Annotated in this window: 14 protein-coding genes and 1 pseudogene; 3 read left to right on the forward strand and 12 right to left on the reverse strand. The window is 33.5% G+C overall.

What is annotated here, in order from left to right; translation table 11 throughout:
• Positions 1 to 52 precede the first annotated feature (52 nt).
• The 5 genes from OEI98_RS13385 to mazG form a co-directional block, all read right to left on the reverse strand.
• A complete protein-coding gene (locus OEI98_RS13385; protein ID WP_003871169.1) occupies positions 53 to 1,033 on the reverse strand; it encodes a SpoIID/LytB domain-containing protein in 981 nt (326 codons plus the stop codon).
• Positions 1,034 to 1,088: 55 nt separating this feature from the next.
• Positions 1,089 to 1,334, reverse strand: coding sequence for an RNA-binding S4 domain-containing protein (locus tag OEI98_RS13390; protein ID WP_003871730.1), 246 nt, complete (start codon positions 1,332 to 1,334; stop codon positions 1,089 to 1,091).
• A 104-nt stretch (positions 1,335 to 1,438) separates the two neighbouring features.
• Positions 1,439 to 2,851, reverse strand: a complete 1,413-nt coding sequence (ltrA, locus tag OEI98_RS13395) for a group II intron reverse transcriptase/maturase (protein ID WP_266038427.1) — start codon at positions 2,849 to 2,851, stop codon at positions 1,439 to 1,441.
• 453 nt (positions 2,852 to 3,304) lie between these two features.
• A complete protein-coding gene (locus OEI98_RS13400) occupies positions 3,305 to 3,580 on the reverse strand; it encodes an HU family DNA-binding protein (protein ID WP_003869740.1) in 276 nt (91 codons plus the stop codon).
• Positions 3,581 to 3,658: 78 nt separating this feature from the next.
• Entirely contained in the window at positions 3,659 to 5,146 is a 1,488-nt protein-coding gene (mazG, locus tag OEI98_RS13405) for a nucleoside triphosphate pyrophosphohydrolase (protein WP_266038435.1), read from the reverse strand.
• 152 nt (positions 5,147 to 5,298) lie between these two features.
• On the opposite strand from mazG, the gene OEI98_RS13410 reads away from it, so the two are divergent.
• Positions 5,299 to 6,609, forward strand: a complete 1,311-nt coding sequence (locus tag OEI98_RS13410) for a helix-turn-helix domain-containing protein (RefSeq protein ID WP_004398806.1) — start codon at positions 5,299 to 5,301, stop codon at positions 6,607 to 6,609.
• 18 nt (positions 6,610 to 6,627) lie between these two features.
• Positions 6,628 to 7,860: an MFS transporter gene (locus OEI98_RS13415; protein WP_003869737.1), complete on the forward strand. Its 1,233-nt coding sequence runs from the start codon at positions 6,628 to 6,630 to the stop codon at positions 7,858 to 7,860.
• Between the two features lie 24 nt (positions 7,861 to 7,884).
• Here the strand turns inward: OEI98_RS13415 and hydF are convergent.
• The 3 genes and pseudogenes from hydF to OEI98_RS13430 all read right to left on the reverse strand — a co-directional run bounded on the left by hydF (position 7,885) and on the right by OEI98_RS13430 (position 11,251).
• A pseudogene (gene hydF, locus OEI98_RS13420) lies at positions 7,885 to 9,106 on the reverse strand ([FeFe] hydrogenase H-cluster maturation GTPase HydF).
• A gap of 69 nt (positions 9,107 to 9,175) precedes the next feature.
• The gene (locus OEI98_RS13425) at positions 9,176 to 10,561 is read right to left on the reverse strand and encodes a sensor histidine kinase (RefSeq protein WP_003869735.1); all 1,386 of its coding nucleotides are present in this window, start codon (positions 10,559 to 10,561) and stop codon (positions 9,176 to 9,178) included.
• Complete coding sequence (locus tag OEI98_RS13430; protein ID WP_003869734.1) at positions 10,562 to 11,251, reverse strand: response regulator transcription factor; 690 nt, start codon at positions 11,249 to 11,251, stop codon at positions 10,562 to 10,564.
• Between the two features lie 230 nt (positions 11,252 to 11,481).
• On the opposite strand from OEI98_RS13430, the gene OEI98_RS13435 reads away from it, so the two are divergent.
• On the forward strand, positions 11,482 to 11,859 hold the full coding sequence (locus OEI98_RS13435) for a desulfoferrodoxin (RefSeq protein ID WP_003869733.1): 378 nt from the start codon (positions 11,482 to 11,484) through the stop codon (positions 11,857 to 11,859).
• A 19-nt stretch (positions 11,860 to 11,878) separates the two neighbouring features.
• Here the strand turns inward: OEI98_RS13435 and OEI98_RS13440 are convergent, their stop codons facing one another.
• From OEI98_RS13440 to OEI98_RS13455, 4 genes are read right to left on the reverse strand one after another with little or no spacing between them, the layout of a single operon-like run.
• Positions 11,879 to 13,198: an MFS transporter gene (locus OEI98_RS13440; RefSeq protein WP_003869732.1), complete on the reverse strand. Its 1,320-nt coding sequence runs from the start codon at positions 13,196 to 13,198 to the stop codon at positions 11,879 to 11,881.
• Complete coding sequence (locus OEI98_RS13445; protein WP_266040721.1) at positions 13,188 to 14,267, reverse strand: nitrilase-related carbon-nitrogen hydrolase; 1,080 nt, start codon at positions 14,265 to 14,267, stop codon at positions 13,188 to 13,190. The genes OEI98_RS13440 and OEI98_RS13445 overlap by 11 nt, the downstream gene beginning before the upstream one ends.
• A 5-nt stretch (positions 14,268 to 14,272) precedes the next feature.
• Positions 14,273 to 15,043 (reverse strand): carbon-nitrogen hydrolase family protein, encoded by a 771-nt coding sequence (locus tag OEI98_RS13450; RefSeq protein WP_003869730.1) that lies wholly within the window; start codon positions 15,041 to 15,043, stop codon positions 14,273 to 14,275.
• A gap of 5 nt (positions 15,044 to 15,048) precedes the next feature.
• Entirely contained in the window at positions 15,049 to 16,827 is a 1,779-nt protein-coding gene (locus OEI98_RS13455; protein WP_003869729.1) for a glycoside hydrolase family 125 protein, read from the reverse strand.
• Positions 16,828 to 16,897 lie beyond the last annotated feature (70 nt).

Here is a 16,897-nt window from a genome sequence, read left to right on the forward strand (position 1 = left end):
TCTATGAATCTTGTACTTTTTTAGAACAAAAAAATCCTCCAATAGGAGGACTTCAATCCCAAATCTTGACTATATTTATGCTTTTAAAGTAATAGTTTAGTATGTCTTTCGCCTTTTTCCCCTCTTTAGCCATTTGATAAGCTCCCCATTGAGACATTCCTACACCATGCCCAAACCCTCTTCCTTTTATCACTAATTTACTTCCATCATAGGAAACCTCATCTATCATGGTAGATTTTAGTTTTTCACTTCCAATTGCCATTCTAAAATCGGGAGCATTTACAGGAATCTTATCGAAAAGAAGGTTTATCGTCCTGCCTGAAGCTCCTTTTGTTCCTATTTTGACAGTTTTAAAGTCATTTATTCCAAGCCCCATTTTCTTTAACGCATTAATCACTTCACTTTTTGTAAAAGTAGCTGTCCAATGCTTTACATTAGCCGGTGCATCAGGACTATCATTTGACTTTACACTTACAATGTAAGGAGGTTCCGCCTTTTTATAATTAAGGCCTTCTTTAGCTAAAGCAGTTTGTCCTGCTGCATGAGAGTGAAACCATGCATTTATAAATTTTCCGTCATAGACAGCAACTACACCTCTTGTATCTTTTACTGCTTCTTTTATTTTAGAATTTATATTTGAAGGGTTCCAAGCTTGAGCCTCTTCAAAATCTGTTGATATATCAGCTCCTGGATATTTAGACTTTTTAGTGCTTACAAAATTTAAAACATATGTCCTTGCTAAAATCGCTTGTGCTTTTAAAGCCTCAATTGGCCAGTCATTCTTTATTTCTCCTGCCACCGTTCCTTCAACATACTTTTCTAGAGGCATTTTTTCTATTTTGCCCGTTTGCACAACATAAACTTTAAGAATAGGCTCTTTCTTCTCTCCTGCATTTATTTTGGCAGGTATTTTAGGTAGTTCCATTCGTGGCTTTTTTATTGGTTCAGGTTTTTTGGCGGGCGGCTTGCAGGAAGTCATGGCAAATAACAAAGCTACTAACACCGCAATTAATTTCAGTATGTTCCTATACAATTAAAATCCCTCCTATACTTTTATTTATAGTATTTGAGGGATTTTCACAAATCATTCATTCTTCTATCAATTTATACATTTTGTAAGCCTCGTCTTTTAAAGCATGTTCCTTTACACCTATAACCTCTATTTTGACAATTTTATTTCCAAAGCTTATCTCTATTATATCATGTTCTTTTACTTCGTCACTAGCTTTTGCCTGCTTGCCATTTATAAAAACTAATCCTTTGTCACAGGCCTCTTTTGCAATCGTACGCCTTTTGATAAGCCTTGAAACTTTCAAAAACTTATCAACTCTCATGTGCTTTTTACACCCCCATGCAAAAATCGAGTAGGAGCTGAATAATTATTTTATTCAGCGTCCTCTCACACCACCGTACGTACCGTTCGGTATACGGCGGTTCATTAGGAATTGTGTACAATTAGATATCTTTGGGATAAACTCTTATAACCTATGCTTTCAAAGTATTTATTTGTAAGAGTCTTATTTAGGATTGGGCTATTGGATATTCTCCAGTAGCCTTTCCTTGTATTGGCGTATTCCCAGGCTTTTTGTTCTTCTACTCCTAGTTTTACTAAGTTATCATGCTTCGTTTTTATCTTCTTCCATTGTTTCCATATACATGCCCTTAGTCTTCGCCTTATCCATTCGTCAAGGGTTTTCATTATGCTTTTCGCGTCTGCTAATCCAAAATAGTTGACCCATCCTGTTGTTATTTGATTTAGTCTTTTTATTCTGTTTTCCATGCTTATTCCCTTGTTCCGATTGGTTATTTCTCTTACTTTTCCCTTAAACCTTTTGATGGATTTTTCATGGATTCTTATTCTTACTTCGTTTTCTTTTGTGTAGAATGAAAATCCAAGAAATTTTCTTCTCCATGGTCTATCTACAGCACTTTTTGCTTCATTGACTTTTAGTTTTAATTTGCTTTCTATGAATTTCTTTATGCTCTTCATTACTCTGTTTCCTGCAGACCTGCTTTTTACATATATGTTGCAGTCATCTGCATATCGGCAGAATTTATGCCCTCGTTTCTCAAGTTCTTTGTCTAGTTCGTCCAACATTATGTTTGCTAATAGGGGACTTAATGGCCCTCCTTGGGGTGTCCCTTCTTCTGTTGATACTTTGATTCCGTTTATCATTACTCCTGATTCTAGGTATCTTCGTATTAACTTTAGTACTCTTTTGTCCCCTATCCGCTTTTCTAGTTTGGACATTATTATGTCGTGGTTTACTCTGTCAAAGAACTTTTCTAAGTCCATATCTACAACCCATGTGTATCCTTCATTTATGTATGCTTCTGCGGCTTTTATTGCGTCTTTTGCACTGCGTCCTGGTCTGAATCCATAACTGCTATCAGAAAATGTATGGTTGTAGACTCTATTTAGTATTTGGGCTATTGCTTGTTGTATTAGTCTGTCTAGTACTGTAGGTATTCCTAGTAGTCTTTTCCCTCCATCAGGTTTTGGTATTTCTACTCTTCGCACTGGTTGTGGTTTGTATTTCCCCTCCAGCAGTTGTTGTTTTATGGTTGCCCAGTTTTCTTTGAGATACGGTAGAAGTTCATCTACTTCCATCCCATCGACTCCATGGCTTCCTTTATTTGCAACAACGCGCTTGTATGCTGCTTCCATGTTCCCTCGTTCTACTATCATTTCAAGCATCTTGCCGGTATATCTTTGTACCTCGTTTCTTCCATCTTCCGACGCCGATGATATACTATGCACTTCCGTTGTCTTTTGAAATTCCATTTCTCTATTCAACGGATAGCCTCTTTGTTGAGTTGTCTGCAGTCTCTGCATATCTTTCGAGTCCATAAGATTTCCAAAACCTCCTAACGTTCGGTCCTTCCTTATCTATTCATGTCTAGATAAGTACTATGACCTCTGCTGACTTCTCAAGGTTCAGCCATACATCACTGCATGGGTTGTCACTTCAGATTTTACTCCCATGACTTATCCTTGAGACCTCCCCGGGTAAGAACGATAACTTTCATCTCATATATCTGCCAGATTTACTGTATGGGATTCGGGTAGTGTTGGACTTCGTTTTGTTACGCAAACTCATCCATCCCAATTCAGCCTCTTATCTGGTTCTTGTTCATCAGACCGAGATTTTGCCTTAAGCTTCCTTCAGATTCCACCTCACGATGGACACCCTTGCTCTTGGCTAGTGGTTCCCACTACCAAGCCCACAGCGGACTTTCACCGCCTAGTTATCGCCCATGCCGGGCGCACGTAAGAAAATCAGGTCATAAAGACCTGATTTTCTTAAGAATTTACTAAATCCTTCAACGCTTTTCCTGCTTTGAAGATAGGAGCTTTTGAAGCAGGAATTGTTATTTCTTCTCTTGTCTGAGGATTTCTTCCTTTTCTTTCTGCTCTTTCTCTTACTTCAAATGTACCAAATCCTACTAATTGAACTTTGTCACCGTTTTTCAATGCTTCTTCTACTGCCTCGATGAAAGCATTCAATGCCTTTTCAGCATCCTTTTTTGTTAACTCACTTTTTTCTGCAATTTTCGCAACAAGATCTGCCTTATTCACAACAATACCTCCTTAGTTTTAAATATGTTTTACTCTTATTTATTCTTCACAAAATCGAAAAATCCTGCTAATATACGCTTATTTTTCATTTTTTTTATCAAATTTATTCATCTTTGCTTCATTCCATAGCTTATCCATGTCATCTAATGTCATTTCATCCAATTTTTGTCCATTTTTTGCTGCAGTTTTTTCTATGTATTCAAATCGCTTTATAAATTTTTCCACTGTGTTGTGAGTTGCGCTTTCTGGTTCTACATCTAAAAATCTAGCTACATTTACCACTGCAAAAATTAAATCTCCAACTTCCTCAATAATCTTTTCTTTATCTTTCCCTTTATACACCTCCTTTAATTCTTCTAACTCCTCATAAACTTTAGAAATTGCATCCTCAACCCTCTCCCAATCAAAACCCACCTTTGCTGCTTTTTCCTGGACCTTATAACTTCTGATAAGAGCAGGCATATGCTTTGGCACATCTTTTAAAACTTCCGTATAAGAATTTAAATTCTTCTCCTCTTTTTTCAACTCATCCCATTTTTCTAATACGGCTTTAGAAGTTTTTAATTCTTCTGTCCCAAAAACGTGAGGATGCCTCCAAATCATCTTTTTGCATATGCCATCTACTACATCGCAAAAATTGAATGTTCCCCTCTCCTTTGCAATTTGTGAATGGAATACAACTTGTAAAAGCACATCTCCTAACTCTTCTGCCATCTTATCCTCAGATTCTTTCTCAATCGCATCAATTAACTCATAACTCTCTTCCACCAAATATTTTTCAAGGCTTTGATGAGTCTGCTCTTTATCCCATGGACATCCCTTTTCACTTCTTAAAATTCTCATTATCTCTAAAAGGTCATATATGTCATACTTTTCTTGAAAAATTTTTTGAACAGGAGGAATATATAGCGAAGTAAGATAATCGATCCAATCAATTCTATCAATCATATAAAGTGGCATCGTTTCTATCACTTGTCTACCATTAATTCCTGCATTTTTTATTAAAGTTACAAGATAATTATCGCCATATATTTCTGACAGCTTTAATTTCGCTTCTGAGGCGACAAATTTATCATATATTTGCACTACTATATTATGGCATCTTTTATCCGGCTTTTGAGTATCTAAAGATAAAGCGTCGATTATTTTCAACCCATAAATAGGGTCAATTTTTAAATCGCTTATAATTGCATCAATAAAAGAAACAGCTGGTATAACTTCTACTGATATATCGGCACAGTCTTTGCAAAAGTTTAATATGTACTCTACTGATTTTTCTGCAACATGGGGATGTCCCGGCACAGCATATACCACATTTCGATATTTTCTTGCTATATCTATTATTTCCCGAGCAATATCTTCATAAACTTCCTCAAAAGTCATACTTTTTTCGTATATTTTATCAAAAGTTTCAAAAATAATTTCTTGCTCTTTAAGATATGAAACAATAGGATGTTTTTCGGTCCTCAAAAAGACTTTATCAGCTCTTTTCATCTTTTCCAATACTCCTACTGTAATAGTATCTGGTGAGCCCGGTCCCAATCCTACAATAAATAGTTTATTCACAAAAACCACCTCTAACATTAAAATGTACAAATAATATTATATCACTTATCATAATTTTTATATAATTAAATTTACTCTGTACAAATCTGTTGAAAAAGTTGCCAAATTAAATTATAATATATTTTAGCATCTGCATTAAGGAGTGGTATTACATGGATATGGTAGAATTAGGCAAAAGAATCAGGGAAGAAAGAAAAAGGCAATTCTTAAAACAAGGAGATTTATCAGGGGATGAATTTTCAAAGGGCTATATAAGTCTTATAGAAAAAGGTAAGATAAGCCCTTCCTTGAAAGCTTTAAATTTCATAGCTCAAAAGTTAAATAAGCCAGTTGTGTATTTTTTAGATGAGGATTATGTCGAAAAAGAAGAATTAAAAAAAGAACTTGCAAAATACAAAAATATTTTAGAAAAGTTCTTAACTGCTCAAAAAGCTTTTGATAACAAAAATTATGAGGAAGCTATTAAATTATACATCGATATTTTAGACAATGCAATAGATGAGTATTCAACAAATTTGATAAATTTTTACCTAGCCAAATCTTATTTTGCTATCAAAGACTATACAAAAGTTCTTGAAATTTTAGATAAAATATCTCCATATTTTGAAAAAAGCTCATTGACTGAAATTATAGTAGAAATGCATTACATGAAAGGATTGTGTTTGGGCAATCTGCAAAAATTTCAATCATCATTGGAAAATTATTTAAAAGCTTTAGATGGTTTTGAAAAATACTCTTTAAAGCACACACAGTTGAAATCCCGCATACTTTATAGTATAGCAAATTTATACAGTAAAATGGGAGAATTTATTAAAGCAAGAGATTATTATATGAAATGCCTTGAATATTCTACTCAAATTAAAGCAGTAGATTTTATTGCTTTGTCAAATAATGGACTAGGACTTGTAAATCACGAGCTTAAACAATATAAGGATGCTTTAAAATATATAAGGCGTGCTATTCTGATAAGTAAAACCCTAAACTTAAAAGAAGATATTGCTAATGAATACAATTATTTAGGTTTTGTATATACAGATTTAAAAAAGTATGATATTGCAGAAAAATATTTTGTAAAGAGCTATTCGATGTATAAAGATTTAGGAAATGAAAGAGGAATGGCATACAATCTCACAGAAATCGGAAGAATTTACTATTTAAAAGAAGATTATCCCAAAGCATTAGAATATTTAAATCAATCTTTAGAAATCGTAACAAAACTAGGAGAAGAAGAAGAAATGGGTAGAATTTATACAATATTAGGAAATTTACATTTAAAACAAGGCCAGTTCGAATTAAGTGAAAAAGAACTTTTAAAATCTGTAGAAATACTCAAAACCCTTGGCCTTAAAAAGGACTTGTCCGAAGCCTATAAAGGATTGGGAAATCTGTATATTGCCCTAAATAATCCAGAAGAAGCTAAAAAATATTTTAATCAATCAATAGAGCTGTTATATGAAAATTAATAGCAAGGAGAAAAATAAATGAATACAGTGGAAAAATTAGAATATTCTTTTCCTGCTCTTAAACACAGAAATTTTAGGCTCTTCTGGTTTGGACAAATGATTTCCCTTATAGGCACATGGATGCAAAATATAGGCCAAGGTTGGCTAGTTCTTAAACTGACAAATTCGTCTTTTTTATTGGGGCTAGTAAGTGCTGTTCAGTTTTTACCTGTGATGCTTTTTTCTCTATTCGCAGGCGTTGTAATAGATAGATTCCCAAAGAGAAAACTAATTTTATTTACACAGTCAAGTTTTGCAATTTCTGCCTTTATCTTGGCCACTTTGACTGCTTTAAAGATAATAAATTATTGGGAAATCTTGGCTTTGGCTTTGTTTAATGGCTTTTTGAATACAATAGATATGCCAGCAAGGCAATCTTTCATCATTGACTTAGTGGGCAAAAAAGATTTAATGAATGCCATTGCTTTAAACTCTGCAGTGTTTAACGCAGCAAGAATAGTAGGACCAGCAATTGCAGGAATATTAATTGGCAAATTAGGATATGCTGTATGTTTTTATTTAAATTCTGCAAGCTTTATTGCTGTAATAATAGGACTCATATTAATTACCGTAGAAGGAAAAACGCCAAAAACTAATGATGTCAAAGCAAAGATTTTTGATGACTTAAAGGACGGGTTAATATACATCAAAAATACTCCAATTATACTCACCACGATACTCATGATTGCAATTTTAAGCACTTTCTCAATGAATTTCAATGTATTAGTTCCCGTTTTTACTAAAGATGTACTTCACAGAGAAGCTACTGGTTATGGTATGCTTATGTCAGCAATGGGAACAGGAGCACTAATTGGAGCATTGGTACTGGCTTCAATAAGCAGAAGAGGAGTAAAACCCGTTTATTTGTTTGGCGGTGGCATAGGTCTTGGAATTTTTCAAATCCTCATAGGAATACAGAGTAATTATCTATTAACAGCTTTACTTTTAGCTTTAGCAGGGTGGTCTATGATAACTTTTAGTTCCTCCGCAAACACTACTATACAAATTAACTCTGCAGATGAATTCAGAGGAAGAGTAATGAGTGTTTATTCTTTGGTTTTTGGTGGAGTAACTCCTATAGGCTCATTGTATGCTGGTACATTATCTCAAAAGTTTGGCTCCCACATAACTTTTATAGTAAGTGGAATAATCGCCCTTTCGTATACACTTTATGTCTTAGTGTTTCAATATAAAAAAGTGTATAAAGTATAATGTTTTTCCCATTCTAATTTTTTTCTACTCTTCCTCATATATCCTTTTTGCCTCTTTAAATATTTCAATAGCCCTTGGAAGAAGCCCATTGACATAAGCAATTAAAATTCCATAATTTACGATAGGTATTTTTTTCTCTTTAGCGTAAGAAATCCTATAAAGCATCTCTCTTCTATTTAGCATACAAGCTCCACAATGAACAATTAAACTGTAAGATTCCAAATCCGCAGGAAATGTCATACCACTAGACCAGCTAAATTGCAAATTCTTTCCTGTTTTTTGTCTTAGCCAACGAGGTATTTTAACTGTTCCTATATCATCTTCTTGTCTGTGGTGGGTACACCCTTCTGCAATTAAAACTTTATCGCCCTCCTTTAATTTTTCGATAACTCTTACCCCTTTTACAAGCTCCTCTAAATCTCCTTTATATCGGGCAAAAAGTATTGAAAATGAAGTGAGAGGTATGTCAGGAGGAACAATAGCACCAACCTTATTAAAAACTTGTGAATCTGTAATAACTAAAGAAGGCTTATTATTTATGCTTTTTAATGCTTTGTCCAATTCTGTATCTTTTACTACTAGTGCTATACCGCCAGTGTCAAGAATGTCCCTTATAGTTTGTTGCTGGGGAAGTATAAGCCTCCCCTTTGGAGCTGCTTTATCAATAGGCACAACTAAAATCACTAAATCACCAGTTTTTATCAAATCCCCTACCAATTTTATACTATCATCGCTTGGTGCTTTTTTTATTATCATCATTTTGAGTTCTTCTATTCCTTCTTTGTTTCTAGCAGAAACTTCTATCAGTTTTAGATTTAATCTTTTTTCCCATTCTTTTTTGTAATTGTGAATAATTTGACAAATCTTTTTTATTAATAACCCCTACAACTGGGATGTTTTTCTCCGTTATTATCTGTAAAATCTTTTCCTCAAATTCTGTAACTCCTTCTGTACCATCAATCACAAGAATAGCGAGGTCTGTTTTATTTAGAACTTCATAGGTCTTTTTTACTCTCAGCTCTCCAAGAGGCCCTACATCATCTAATCCTGCAGTATCAATAATTACCACTGGTCCGATTGGAAGTATCTCCATAGCTTTTGAGACAGGGTCAGTAGTAGTGCCTGCAATATCAGACACAAGAGCCACTTCTTGATTTGTTAAAGCATTAATGAGACTTGATTTTCCCGCATTTCTTCTACCGAAAAGCGCAATATGAAGTCTAGATGAGGTAGGCGTAGTATTCATATTTAAATCTCCCTTCATAAAAAATAACCTATATAATGAATAATACAAATCAGGGAGTTTGTCAATAATTTATCTATCTTTTAAAGGCAACTCAATAGTGAAAACACTACCTTTTCCTACCTCGCTTTCTACAGTAATAGTCCCTTTGTGTTCTTCAATTATCTTTTTAGAAATAGCAAGTCCCAATCCTGTGCCACTGTATTTATTATTTTTACCTCTATAAAATTTATCAAATATATATTTTATTTCCTCTTGCGGAATTCCTTGTCCCTGGTCTTCAATCCTTATTACAGCTTTTTTGTCCTTTATGTCAAGAAACACCTTAACATATTTTCCTCTACTACAAGCTTTTATTCCATTGTCAATTATATTCACTAATACTTGTTTTAATCGATTTACATCCCCATTTATGACAACCCTATCAATCTTTTTTTTGCAAATTAAATTTACTCCATAATTGCTAGCATGAGGTCTTAAAATTGCGACTGTATCCTCTATCAATTTATCTAACTCTACTTCTTCAAAACTTAGTTTAATCTTATTTAATTCTATCTTAGAAAAATCCAAAAGTTCATCCACTAAACGAGAAAGCCTATCTGTTTCTTCATCAATAATGTTCAAATACTCATATAGTTCACTATTTTTTTCTACCAAATCCATCGCAGTTATCGCGAATCCTTTTATGGAAGTAAGAGGTGTTTTTAATTCGTGAGAAATATTGCTTATAAATTCATTTTTCATCTCTTCTAACTGTCCCAATTCTTCGGCCATTTTGTTAAAAGAATCCGCAAGTATTCCTATTTCGTCATTTGAAGTTTTCTCCGCTCTCACTTTAAAATTGCCCTTTGCCATTTCCTGAGTTGCCTTTTTTACCATTTCAAGAGGTTTTGTTAATTCATTTGCTATAAAAAATCCTATTATCAACGCAACTAAAGAAGACACTGTCAAAACAAGCGCTAAAAATAAAACCAGTCTTTTTATTATGTTGGAAACTTCCTCCAAAGAAGAAGAAAGCCTCAAAATTGCCACATAATTTAATTTGTTTTTTACAGGAACCGAAACGTGTAAAACTCTTTCATTATTGATTTTTTCTGTATAAACTCCACTTTCTCCAGAAATAGCTTGTATGACATCCGGGGTGAGTATTTTGACAGGGACAGGAGTAGATGAAAGTGTGGAATCTCCTAAAAGCATACCTTCCATATTTAAAACCTGAACTTGAGCATTAGTATCTGTAGCAAGCTTTTTAACTACATCTTGGCTTATTGTATATATATCTGCATCAATGTAGCTGTCAAACACACGAGAAAAAGAAGTGCCCTGAGAAGTTAATATCTCAATTATATTGTCAATATAATATTTTTCAAGAGTTAAAGTAGATATGACTCCGAAAAAAATTATTATCATTGTAATCAATAAAATATATGAAATGGTAAGTTTAATCTTTATACTCATTTAGTTTCCCCCAAAATAGTACCCAACTCCCCATTGGGTATGTATATATTTCGGCTGGTCAGGATTTACTTCAATTTTCTCCCTCAATCTTCGTATATGTACGTCCAAAGTTTTCGTATCCTCGATAAAAGAATCGCCCCATATAGAAGCAATAAGTTCCTCTCTCTTTACAACTTTTTTCCTATTTGTCATCAACATCTTTAAAATCTGAAATTCTCTCGGAGTAAGAAAAACCTCCTTTCCTCTTACAAAAGCCTTATTCTGGATCAAGTCCAATTTTATTTCATCATATTCCAACAAATTGATACTTTTACTTGAAGCATTAAATTCATAAACCCTTCTTATAACCGCTCTTACTCTGGCGACAAGTTCTCTCGGGTTAAAAGGTTTTGTTATATAGTCATCTGCTCCTAGCTCTAAGCCCAAGATTTTATCCACATCCTGGCTTTTGGCTGTCAAGATAATTACTGGAGTATTCACTTTCATGGCTCTTATCTTTTTCAAAAGTTCAAAACCACTTATGTCCGGAAGCATTATATCCAACACTATAACAGAAAACCTTTCCCTTTCTAATAAATAAAGTGTCTTCTCACCCTCATGCACTATTTCAGTCTCGTAGTATTTATCCAAATTTATTTTTACAAATTTAGCTATATTAACATCGTCTTCAATTACCAATATTTTGTGCATTTTACCACCTCCTCACCATTATATTATCATACTTTTATAAAAATTAACAATTGCATTTTTCAATTGTCCGATATTTGTAACTCAATTTATAAAAAATTTTTCCTTCCCTCTTGAAACTTAAAAAATTTTAATGTATTATAAATATAGAAGATAATATATTTCCGTTAAAATATATTATCTTCTGAAACTTAATTTTAATTTCACACTTTTACATAGAAGGAGGAATAAAAATGGCTGATTTATATGGAGTTTACAAATGTGAAAAATGTGGAAATATAGTAGAAGTACTTCACGAAGGGGTTGGCACTTTAGTCTGCTGTGGTGAACCAATGGTAAAAATGCAAGAAAAAACAGGAGATACAGGCACAGAAAAGCACACACCTGTTATTGAAAGAAATGGAAATATTGTAACAGTAAAAGTAGGAAGTATACCTCACCCAATGGAAGAAAAACATTGGATTGAATGGATTTCTCTCTTAGCTGATGGGGTATACATGAGAAAAGTATTAAAACCAGGTGAAAAGCCTGAAGCAGTTTTTGTAACAGATGCAAAAGATTTAAAAGCGTGGTCCTACTGCAATTTGCACGGTCTATGGAAATCTGAATGAAAATAAGGGCAAAAAGCCCTTATTTTTTACTCTCTAACTTATACCTCTCCAATTCTTTTTCTGTCAAAGAATATTTATTAAACACAATTAAGCTTAGTATAATTATAGCACCTGCTAAAGGCCCACAAAGCTGTAAACCAAGCGGATTTTCTGCATTATACCCAAAAATCTTAAATAAAAGTGGAGTTACAAGAGAAGAAATCCCTATTACTATTTTTATTATAAATCCCTGAGCTCCAAAAAACATTCCCTCTCTTCTTTGCCCTGTCTTAATCCCATCCAATTCCGCTATATCAGCAATCATTGCATTAGGTACTACAAAGAATACAGAAAGCGGTATACCAGCTAATAAAATGATAATTATAGAAACTGTTTTATTAAAAACAGTCCCAAAAAGTCCAGTAAGAGTTAAAATGAAAGCAAATATTATAGAAAACACCATAAGAAGTTTTTTCTTTCCGTATAATAGTGTAAGCTTCGGCACAAAGAAGCTAAACAAAACTGCCACAACAAATGCACCTGCAATCATAAAGCCAGAATCTTCAGCAGGAGTCTTTAAAAGCACTTCTGTTATATAAGGCATTGCTATAGTCAAGGTATTTATGCCAAACCACAAAGCTGTTGCTGCAGTAAGGTAATACATAAAATCTGCATTTGCCAAAGTCATCTTAATAGAAGTAAACATCCCCACTGTAGGTATATTTTCTTCCTCTATTTTTTCTTCTTTTACAAAAATAGGCGTAAGCATTAAAGTAATAAAAGCAAAGATTCCCAATATAATTCCCATAATTTTAAAATTAAAAATCCCAATCAGAATTCCCGACCCTGCTTCTGCTACCATAACACCTATAATCTGCGTTATCCCTTGCATCATAGTAAGTGTAATTCTTTCTTTTGCATCTTTAGTTATTTCAGGTATGAGAGCAAGATACGGCGCCACAACTGCAGTAAAAGACACAAAAAATAAACTTAATACAAAAGTGAGATAAACAAAATTTACTATTGACACCTCAGAAACAGGAGGAAACCATATCATTATAAAAGAAATCATCAAAACAGGTGAGCCAAATAGCACAAAAGGTATTCTCCTGCCCATTTTGGTATTTAATTTGTCAGAATAATAAGCAACTATTGGGTCAGATATGCCGTCAAATATTCTCGCAACTATCATAGAAAAACCTATAAGGCTTATTGGTACAAGCATTTTAAGCCCCTGTGTATTAAATGCTGGAGGAGTGTAATAGTATTGATACCATTTTACCGCAGTCTGTGTAAATATGGAAATTCCTAAATACCCCAAAGAATACATAAAAAGCACAAAAAATCTATTATTTTTCATCTTTTACCCTCCTAAAATTCTCATACACCTTTTCATAATAATCCTTCTCAAATTCCTCATTCACATCTTTAAAGTATTCCGCTTTTTCCCTTACTTCATATAGCCTTTCAATGTCTAAATCAGAAGTTACGACATAATCACCTTCATAATGAGGCGCAATTGCAATTATTCCATCTTCATTTTCAGTCATATCAATGGGAGCAAAAATAGCTGCTTTCCCTGTAAAGTGAATTCCTCCTATCCATCCGTTTAAAGAAGCTTTTGCACCATAAACGTACGACTCCTGTACCCTTGGCCATATTCCCCTTAAAGCTCTCCAGAAATTGTACTCCTCCATATTGGCAATAGGCAGTATTACAATTTCCGCCCCCTTTTCAAAAGCCATTCTAAAGGTCTCAAAATATGTGGCATCCATACAAACAGGGCATGCAATCTTACCTATATCAAGAGAAAATACTTTAAGTTCCTCATCCCTCTTTATACCAATCTTCTCTTCAAAATCTGTCAAATGAATTTTCTTCTGCCTTCCTAAAATCTCACCTTCTCTTGATATTAACGTGCCACCATTGTACAAATTGCCATTTTCAGTGATAATATAACTTCCTGTGTAAATATAAATTCCATACCTTTTAGCAAAATCCCTCATTATCTTCTCATAAGCCTCTTGATAAGCTTTTGATATAGATTTAAATATAACTTTGAGTAATCCTTCTCCTCCACCACCTTCGCTATTTGAAACCTCTTCACTTTTTGCCTTTTTATTTAGAAAATTATTTAGCTTGCCAAATCCGGGAATAAGCCCTAACAAATCAAAAAAATTGTATTCAGGAAAGGCTACTATATCACTTCCTTTTAATGCTGCCTCTTCTACAAATTTTCTCATCCTTTCGGCATATTCTTCAAAAGAATTTGTAACTTTTATTTCCCTCTCCACACATGCGACCCTTATTTTCCCTTTTTTCTTTAAAATAAAATTTCCTCTTGAAAACCCATGTAATCTTCTTAAATAGTTATTAACTTTTTTCTCAGACATTTTGCTTTCAAAAACAATCTCTAAAATGTTTTTCATATCAATCACCTAAAAATCCCTTTATAGGAGTTTATATTAAGTTGTTTTATCACATCAAATTTAGAAATAGCTTTTTGTCTCTCTACCTCATTAAGTTCCGCAATTATTATATTAGAATCTACTTCCTTGGCAAGAAAACCATCATCGTCTTTTGTCATCTCTAAAGGAGCATGTATAGCTGCCTCTGAATAAAAGTTATTTCCTTTATACTCTCCTTTAAATCCACTTTCAATTGCAAAAAACAAGTTTTGCTGCACATTTTGCCATACCCCTGCTATCTGCCTTGCAAAATTTCTCTGTCCTTTTATTGCAACAGGTGAAAGCACCAGATTGACACCTTTTAAAGCCGCATATCTTGAAACCTGAGGATAAAACACATCAGTAGAAAGAATTATGCTAATTTTATATCCCTTTATATCTACAATTTTAAGAGCCGTATCTCTTGATAATCCTAATTCTCTCTCCCACCTTGCAAGGTATAACTGCCTTTGAAATAGTTTAATCTCTCCATTTAACATTACAAAAGAAGAATGATAAACTTTTCCGTCGTGGTTTTCAAAATAACTTCCCGGATTTATAGCTATGTCTTTATACCTCAATGAAAAATCCCTAATTTTTTCTATAAAATCCTCTTCAAAATCACATACCTCTCCAGTAAGAGCGGGAAAAACCACAAGGTCAACTGCCTTTTCCTCGCATTCTCTTAAAACCTCCTCATATTTTCTTATACAGCTTCCGCTATCACCCCTTTTAAAAACTGCTGCAGCTACTCTCATAAAACTCACTCCTCAAAAAGTATTCTATAAAGAGCCATTGCAAGATATCCTGAACCAGTTGCAAAACCAACTCCTGTCTTTGCTTCCCCTGTATCTTTGTCAAAACTCTCTGCTAAAAGCCCATAATCCATATTTGCCATCTTAAGCCACTTCAAAGCTTCCTCCCTCATTAAGGGATTTAATAGGCTACCACAAAGCCCTAAACCTGAGGGTGTATTGGGATGATGGTCACAGGCAAGCTCTTTTATTTTTGCATCTTCAAAATAATATTTGTATTTTCGAGAGTAATAGTAATCAATTGTATTTTTAAATACTTCATTTTGATAGTCTACAAAGTCATAATAATACATAAGCCCTAAATTGCCGGGTGGGTCATTGTAGAGTTTATAATTCCCTTCTCCATCAGTAGACCAAGCAAAAATCCTCTTACCTTCTACCTCTGTCACAAGGTATTTGTATATTCCATTGTAAATGCCGTCTATCTTTTTCTGAAGCATATCCGCCTTTTTATACCAGTTAAGCTTTAAGTAAAGATTCTTTAAGTTTATAAACCCTCTCCAGAGTATTACATTGTCTATCGTAACAAAGGGGTACTCTGAAGGGTCGTCAGAGGGAAGCAAGAAAGTTTTATAAAGTCCTATCCTACTGTCATATTCTTCCTCAATTCGGCTGTATACAACTTCTAATGCCTTTACAAGCTCTATATCATCTAAATCCACATCCATATTCTCAAGTAGTATAAAATAGCTGGCAGCCTCATCCAACTCAAATCCGGGATATAAAACCGTTCCATCTATATAATGGGCATGTGCCCCTGCATTTTTACTGTGTCTTAAAATCATCTCCCTTGCAATGTAATCGTGAAAGCTTTTATCAATAATTTTTACAGCAGGAAAAGACCATAAAAAACTATCCCTTTCCCAAAAGGCTCCTGAGACATAATATCTTGGACTTCTTGATGTTAATGCAATATAATTGTCGGATTCCATGTCTTTTCCTATAGAGAAAAAGTAGTTAAAAAATAGGTTTTTGTTCAATAAACTTTCTAAATCCTTATCTTGAGAATATTTTATATACTTATTTTTAAGCCAGTTGTAAAACTCTTTATATATATTTTTAAATCCTTTTCTTTTTAAATGAATTAAAGTAGTTGAAGCCCCATCCATATCGGAGTTTACACTTATATAAAAACAGTTTGTCCCATTGGTTTTCGATTTAAGTATTATTTTTTCATTCTTTTCCTCATAATCAAAATCTTTTTCTCCACCAAAAGCAAGTGAAAAAGCTATATTATAAGAATAAATGTTTAAAGCAGGGTTTTTAAGCCATTTGTCAATTTTAAATTCTTTTTTAAATTCTATTTCATGAGAGTTAAATCTTAAAAAGAACAGTTTATCAAGATTTACTTCTAAATAAACTTCTATTTCTTCAGAGCTTTCAAATTCATATATAAAACCTTTTTCCTTGATATCTGCATAGATTTTTATTATTACAAAATCCCCGTTTGAAAAATACAGTTTAATATTAGGTATGTAATAAAGCTCTTCTGATACTTCACTTTTTACAATTTCAAGTTTTTCACCTTTTTTATAAAATACAGGTTTAAACAAAGCTTCTTCTCCAGAAAGCTCCACAAGTCCTTTATTTGAAAGAGAAACAATATTTAAATTTTTTATTGAAGCCTTCTCTACATCTATCTCAGGTAAACTTATATAGTGATTTCCCGCATACAGCACTCTAACATTTTTATCAATCTCATGAGGCCTTGTTATGATTTTATTCACCCTAACCCCTCCTGCTAATTTTCTATTCTCTTAGAAAAAATTGTTTTCACCTTAATTGTACTATTTTTTC

This window comes from Thermoanaerobacter sp. RKWS2 (assembly GCF_026240795.1).
GTDB lineage: Bacteria > Bacillota > Thermoanaerobacteria > Thermoanaerobacterales > Thermoanaerobacteraceae > Thermoanaerobacter > Thermoanaerobacter ethanolicus.

What these genes read in the sequence shown, in the direction of transcription:
- OEI98_RS13390 (WP_003871730.1), bottom strand. Translation starts at nt 1,334, where the DNA reads ATGAGAGTTGATAAGTTTTTGAAAGTTTCAAGGCTTATCAAAAGGCGT.
- ltrA (WP_266038427.1), bottom strand. Translation starts at nt 2,851, where the DNA reads ATGGACTCGAAAGATATGCAGAGACTGCAGACAACTCAACAAAGAGGC.
- OEI98_RS13410 (WP_004398806.1), top strand. Translation starts at nt 5,299, where the DNA reads ATGGATATGGTAGAATTAGGCAAAAGAATCAGGGAAGAAAGAAAAAGG.
- OEI98_RS13415 (WP_003869737.1), top strand. Translation starts at nt 6,628, where the DNA reads ATGAATACAGTGGAAAAATTAGAATATTCTTTTCCTGCTCTTAAACAC.
- OEI98_RS13425 (WP_003869735.1), bottom strand. Translation starts at nt 10,561, where the DNA reads ATGAGTATAAAGATTAAACTTACCATTTCATATATTTTATTGATTACA.
- OEI98_RS13430 (WP_003869734.1), bottom strand. Translation starts at nt 11,251, where the DNA reads ATGCACAAAATATTGGTAATTGAAGACGATGTTAATATAGCTAAATTT.
- OEI98_RS13435 (WP_003869733.1), top strand. Translation starts at nt 11,482, where the DNA reads ATGGCTGATTTATATGGAGTTTACAAATGTGAAAAATGTGGAAATATA.
- OEI98_RS13440 (WP_003869732.1), bottom strand. Translation starts at nt 13,198, where the DNA reads ATGAAAAATAATAGATTTTTTGTGCTTTTTATGTATTCTTTGGGGTAT.
- OEI98_RS13445 (WP_266040721.1), bottom strand. Translation starts at nt 14,267, where the DNA reads ATGAAAAACATTTTAGAGATTGTTTTTGAAAGCAAAATGTCTGAGAAA.
- OEI98_RS13450 (WP_003869730.1), bottom strand. Translation starts at nt 15,043, where the DNA reads ATGAGAGTAGCTGCAGCAGTTTTTAAAAGGGGTGATAGCGGAAGCTGT.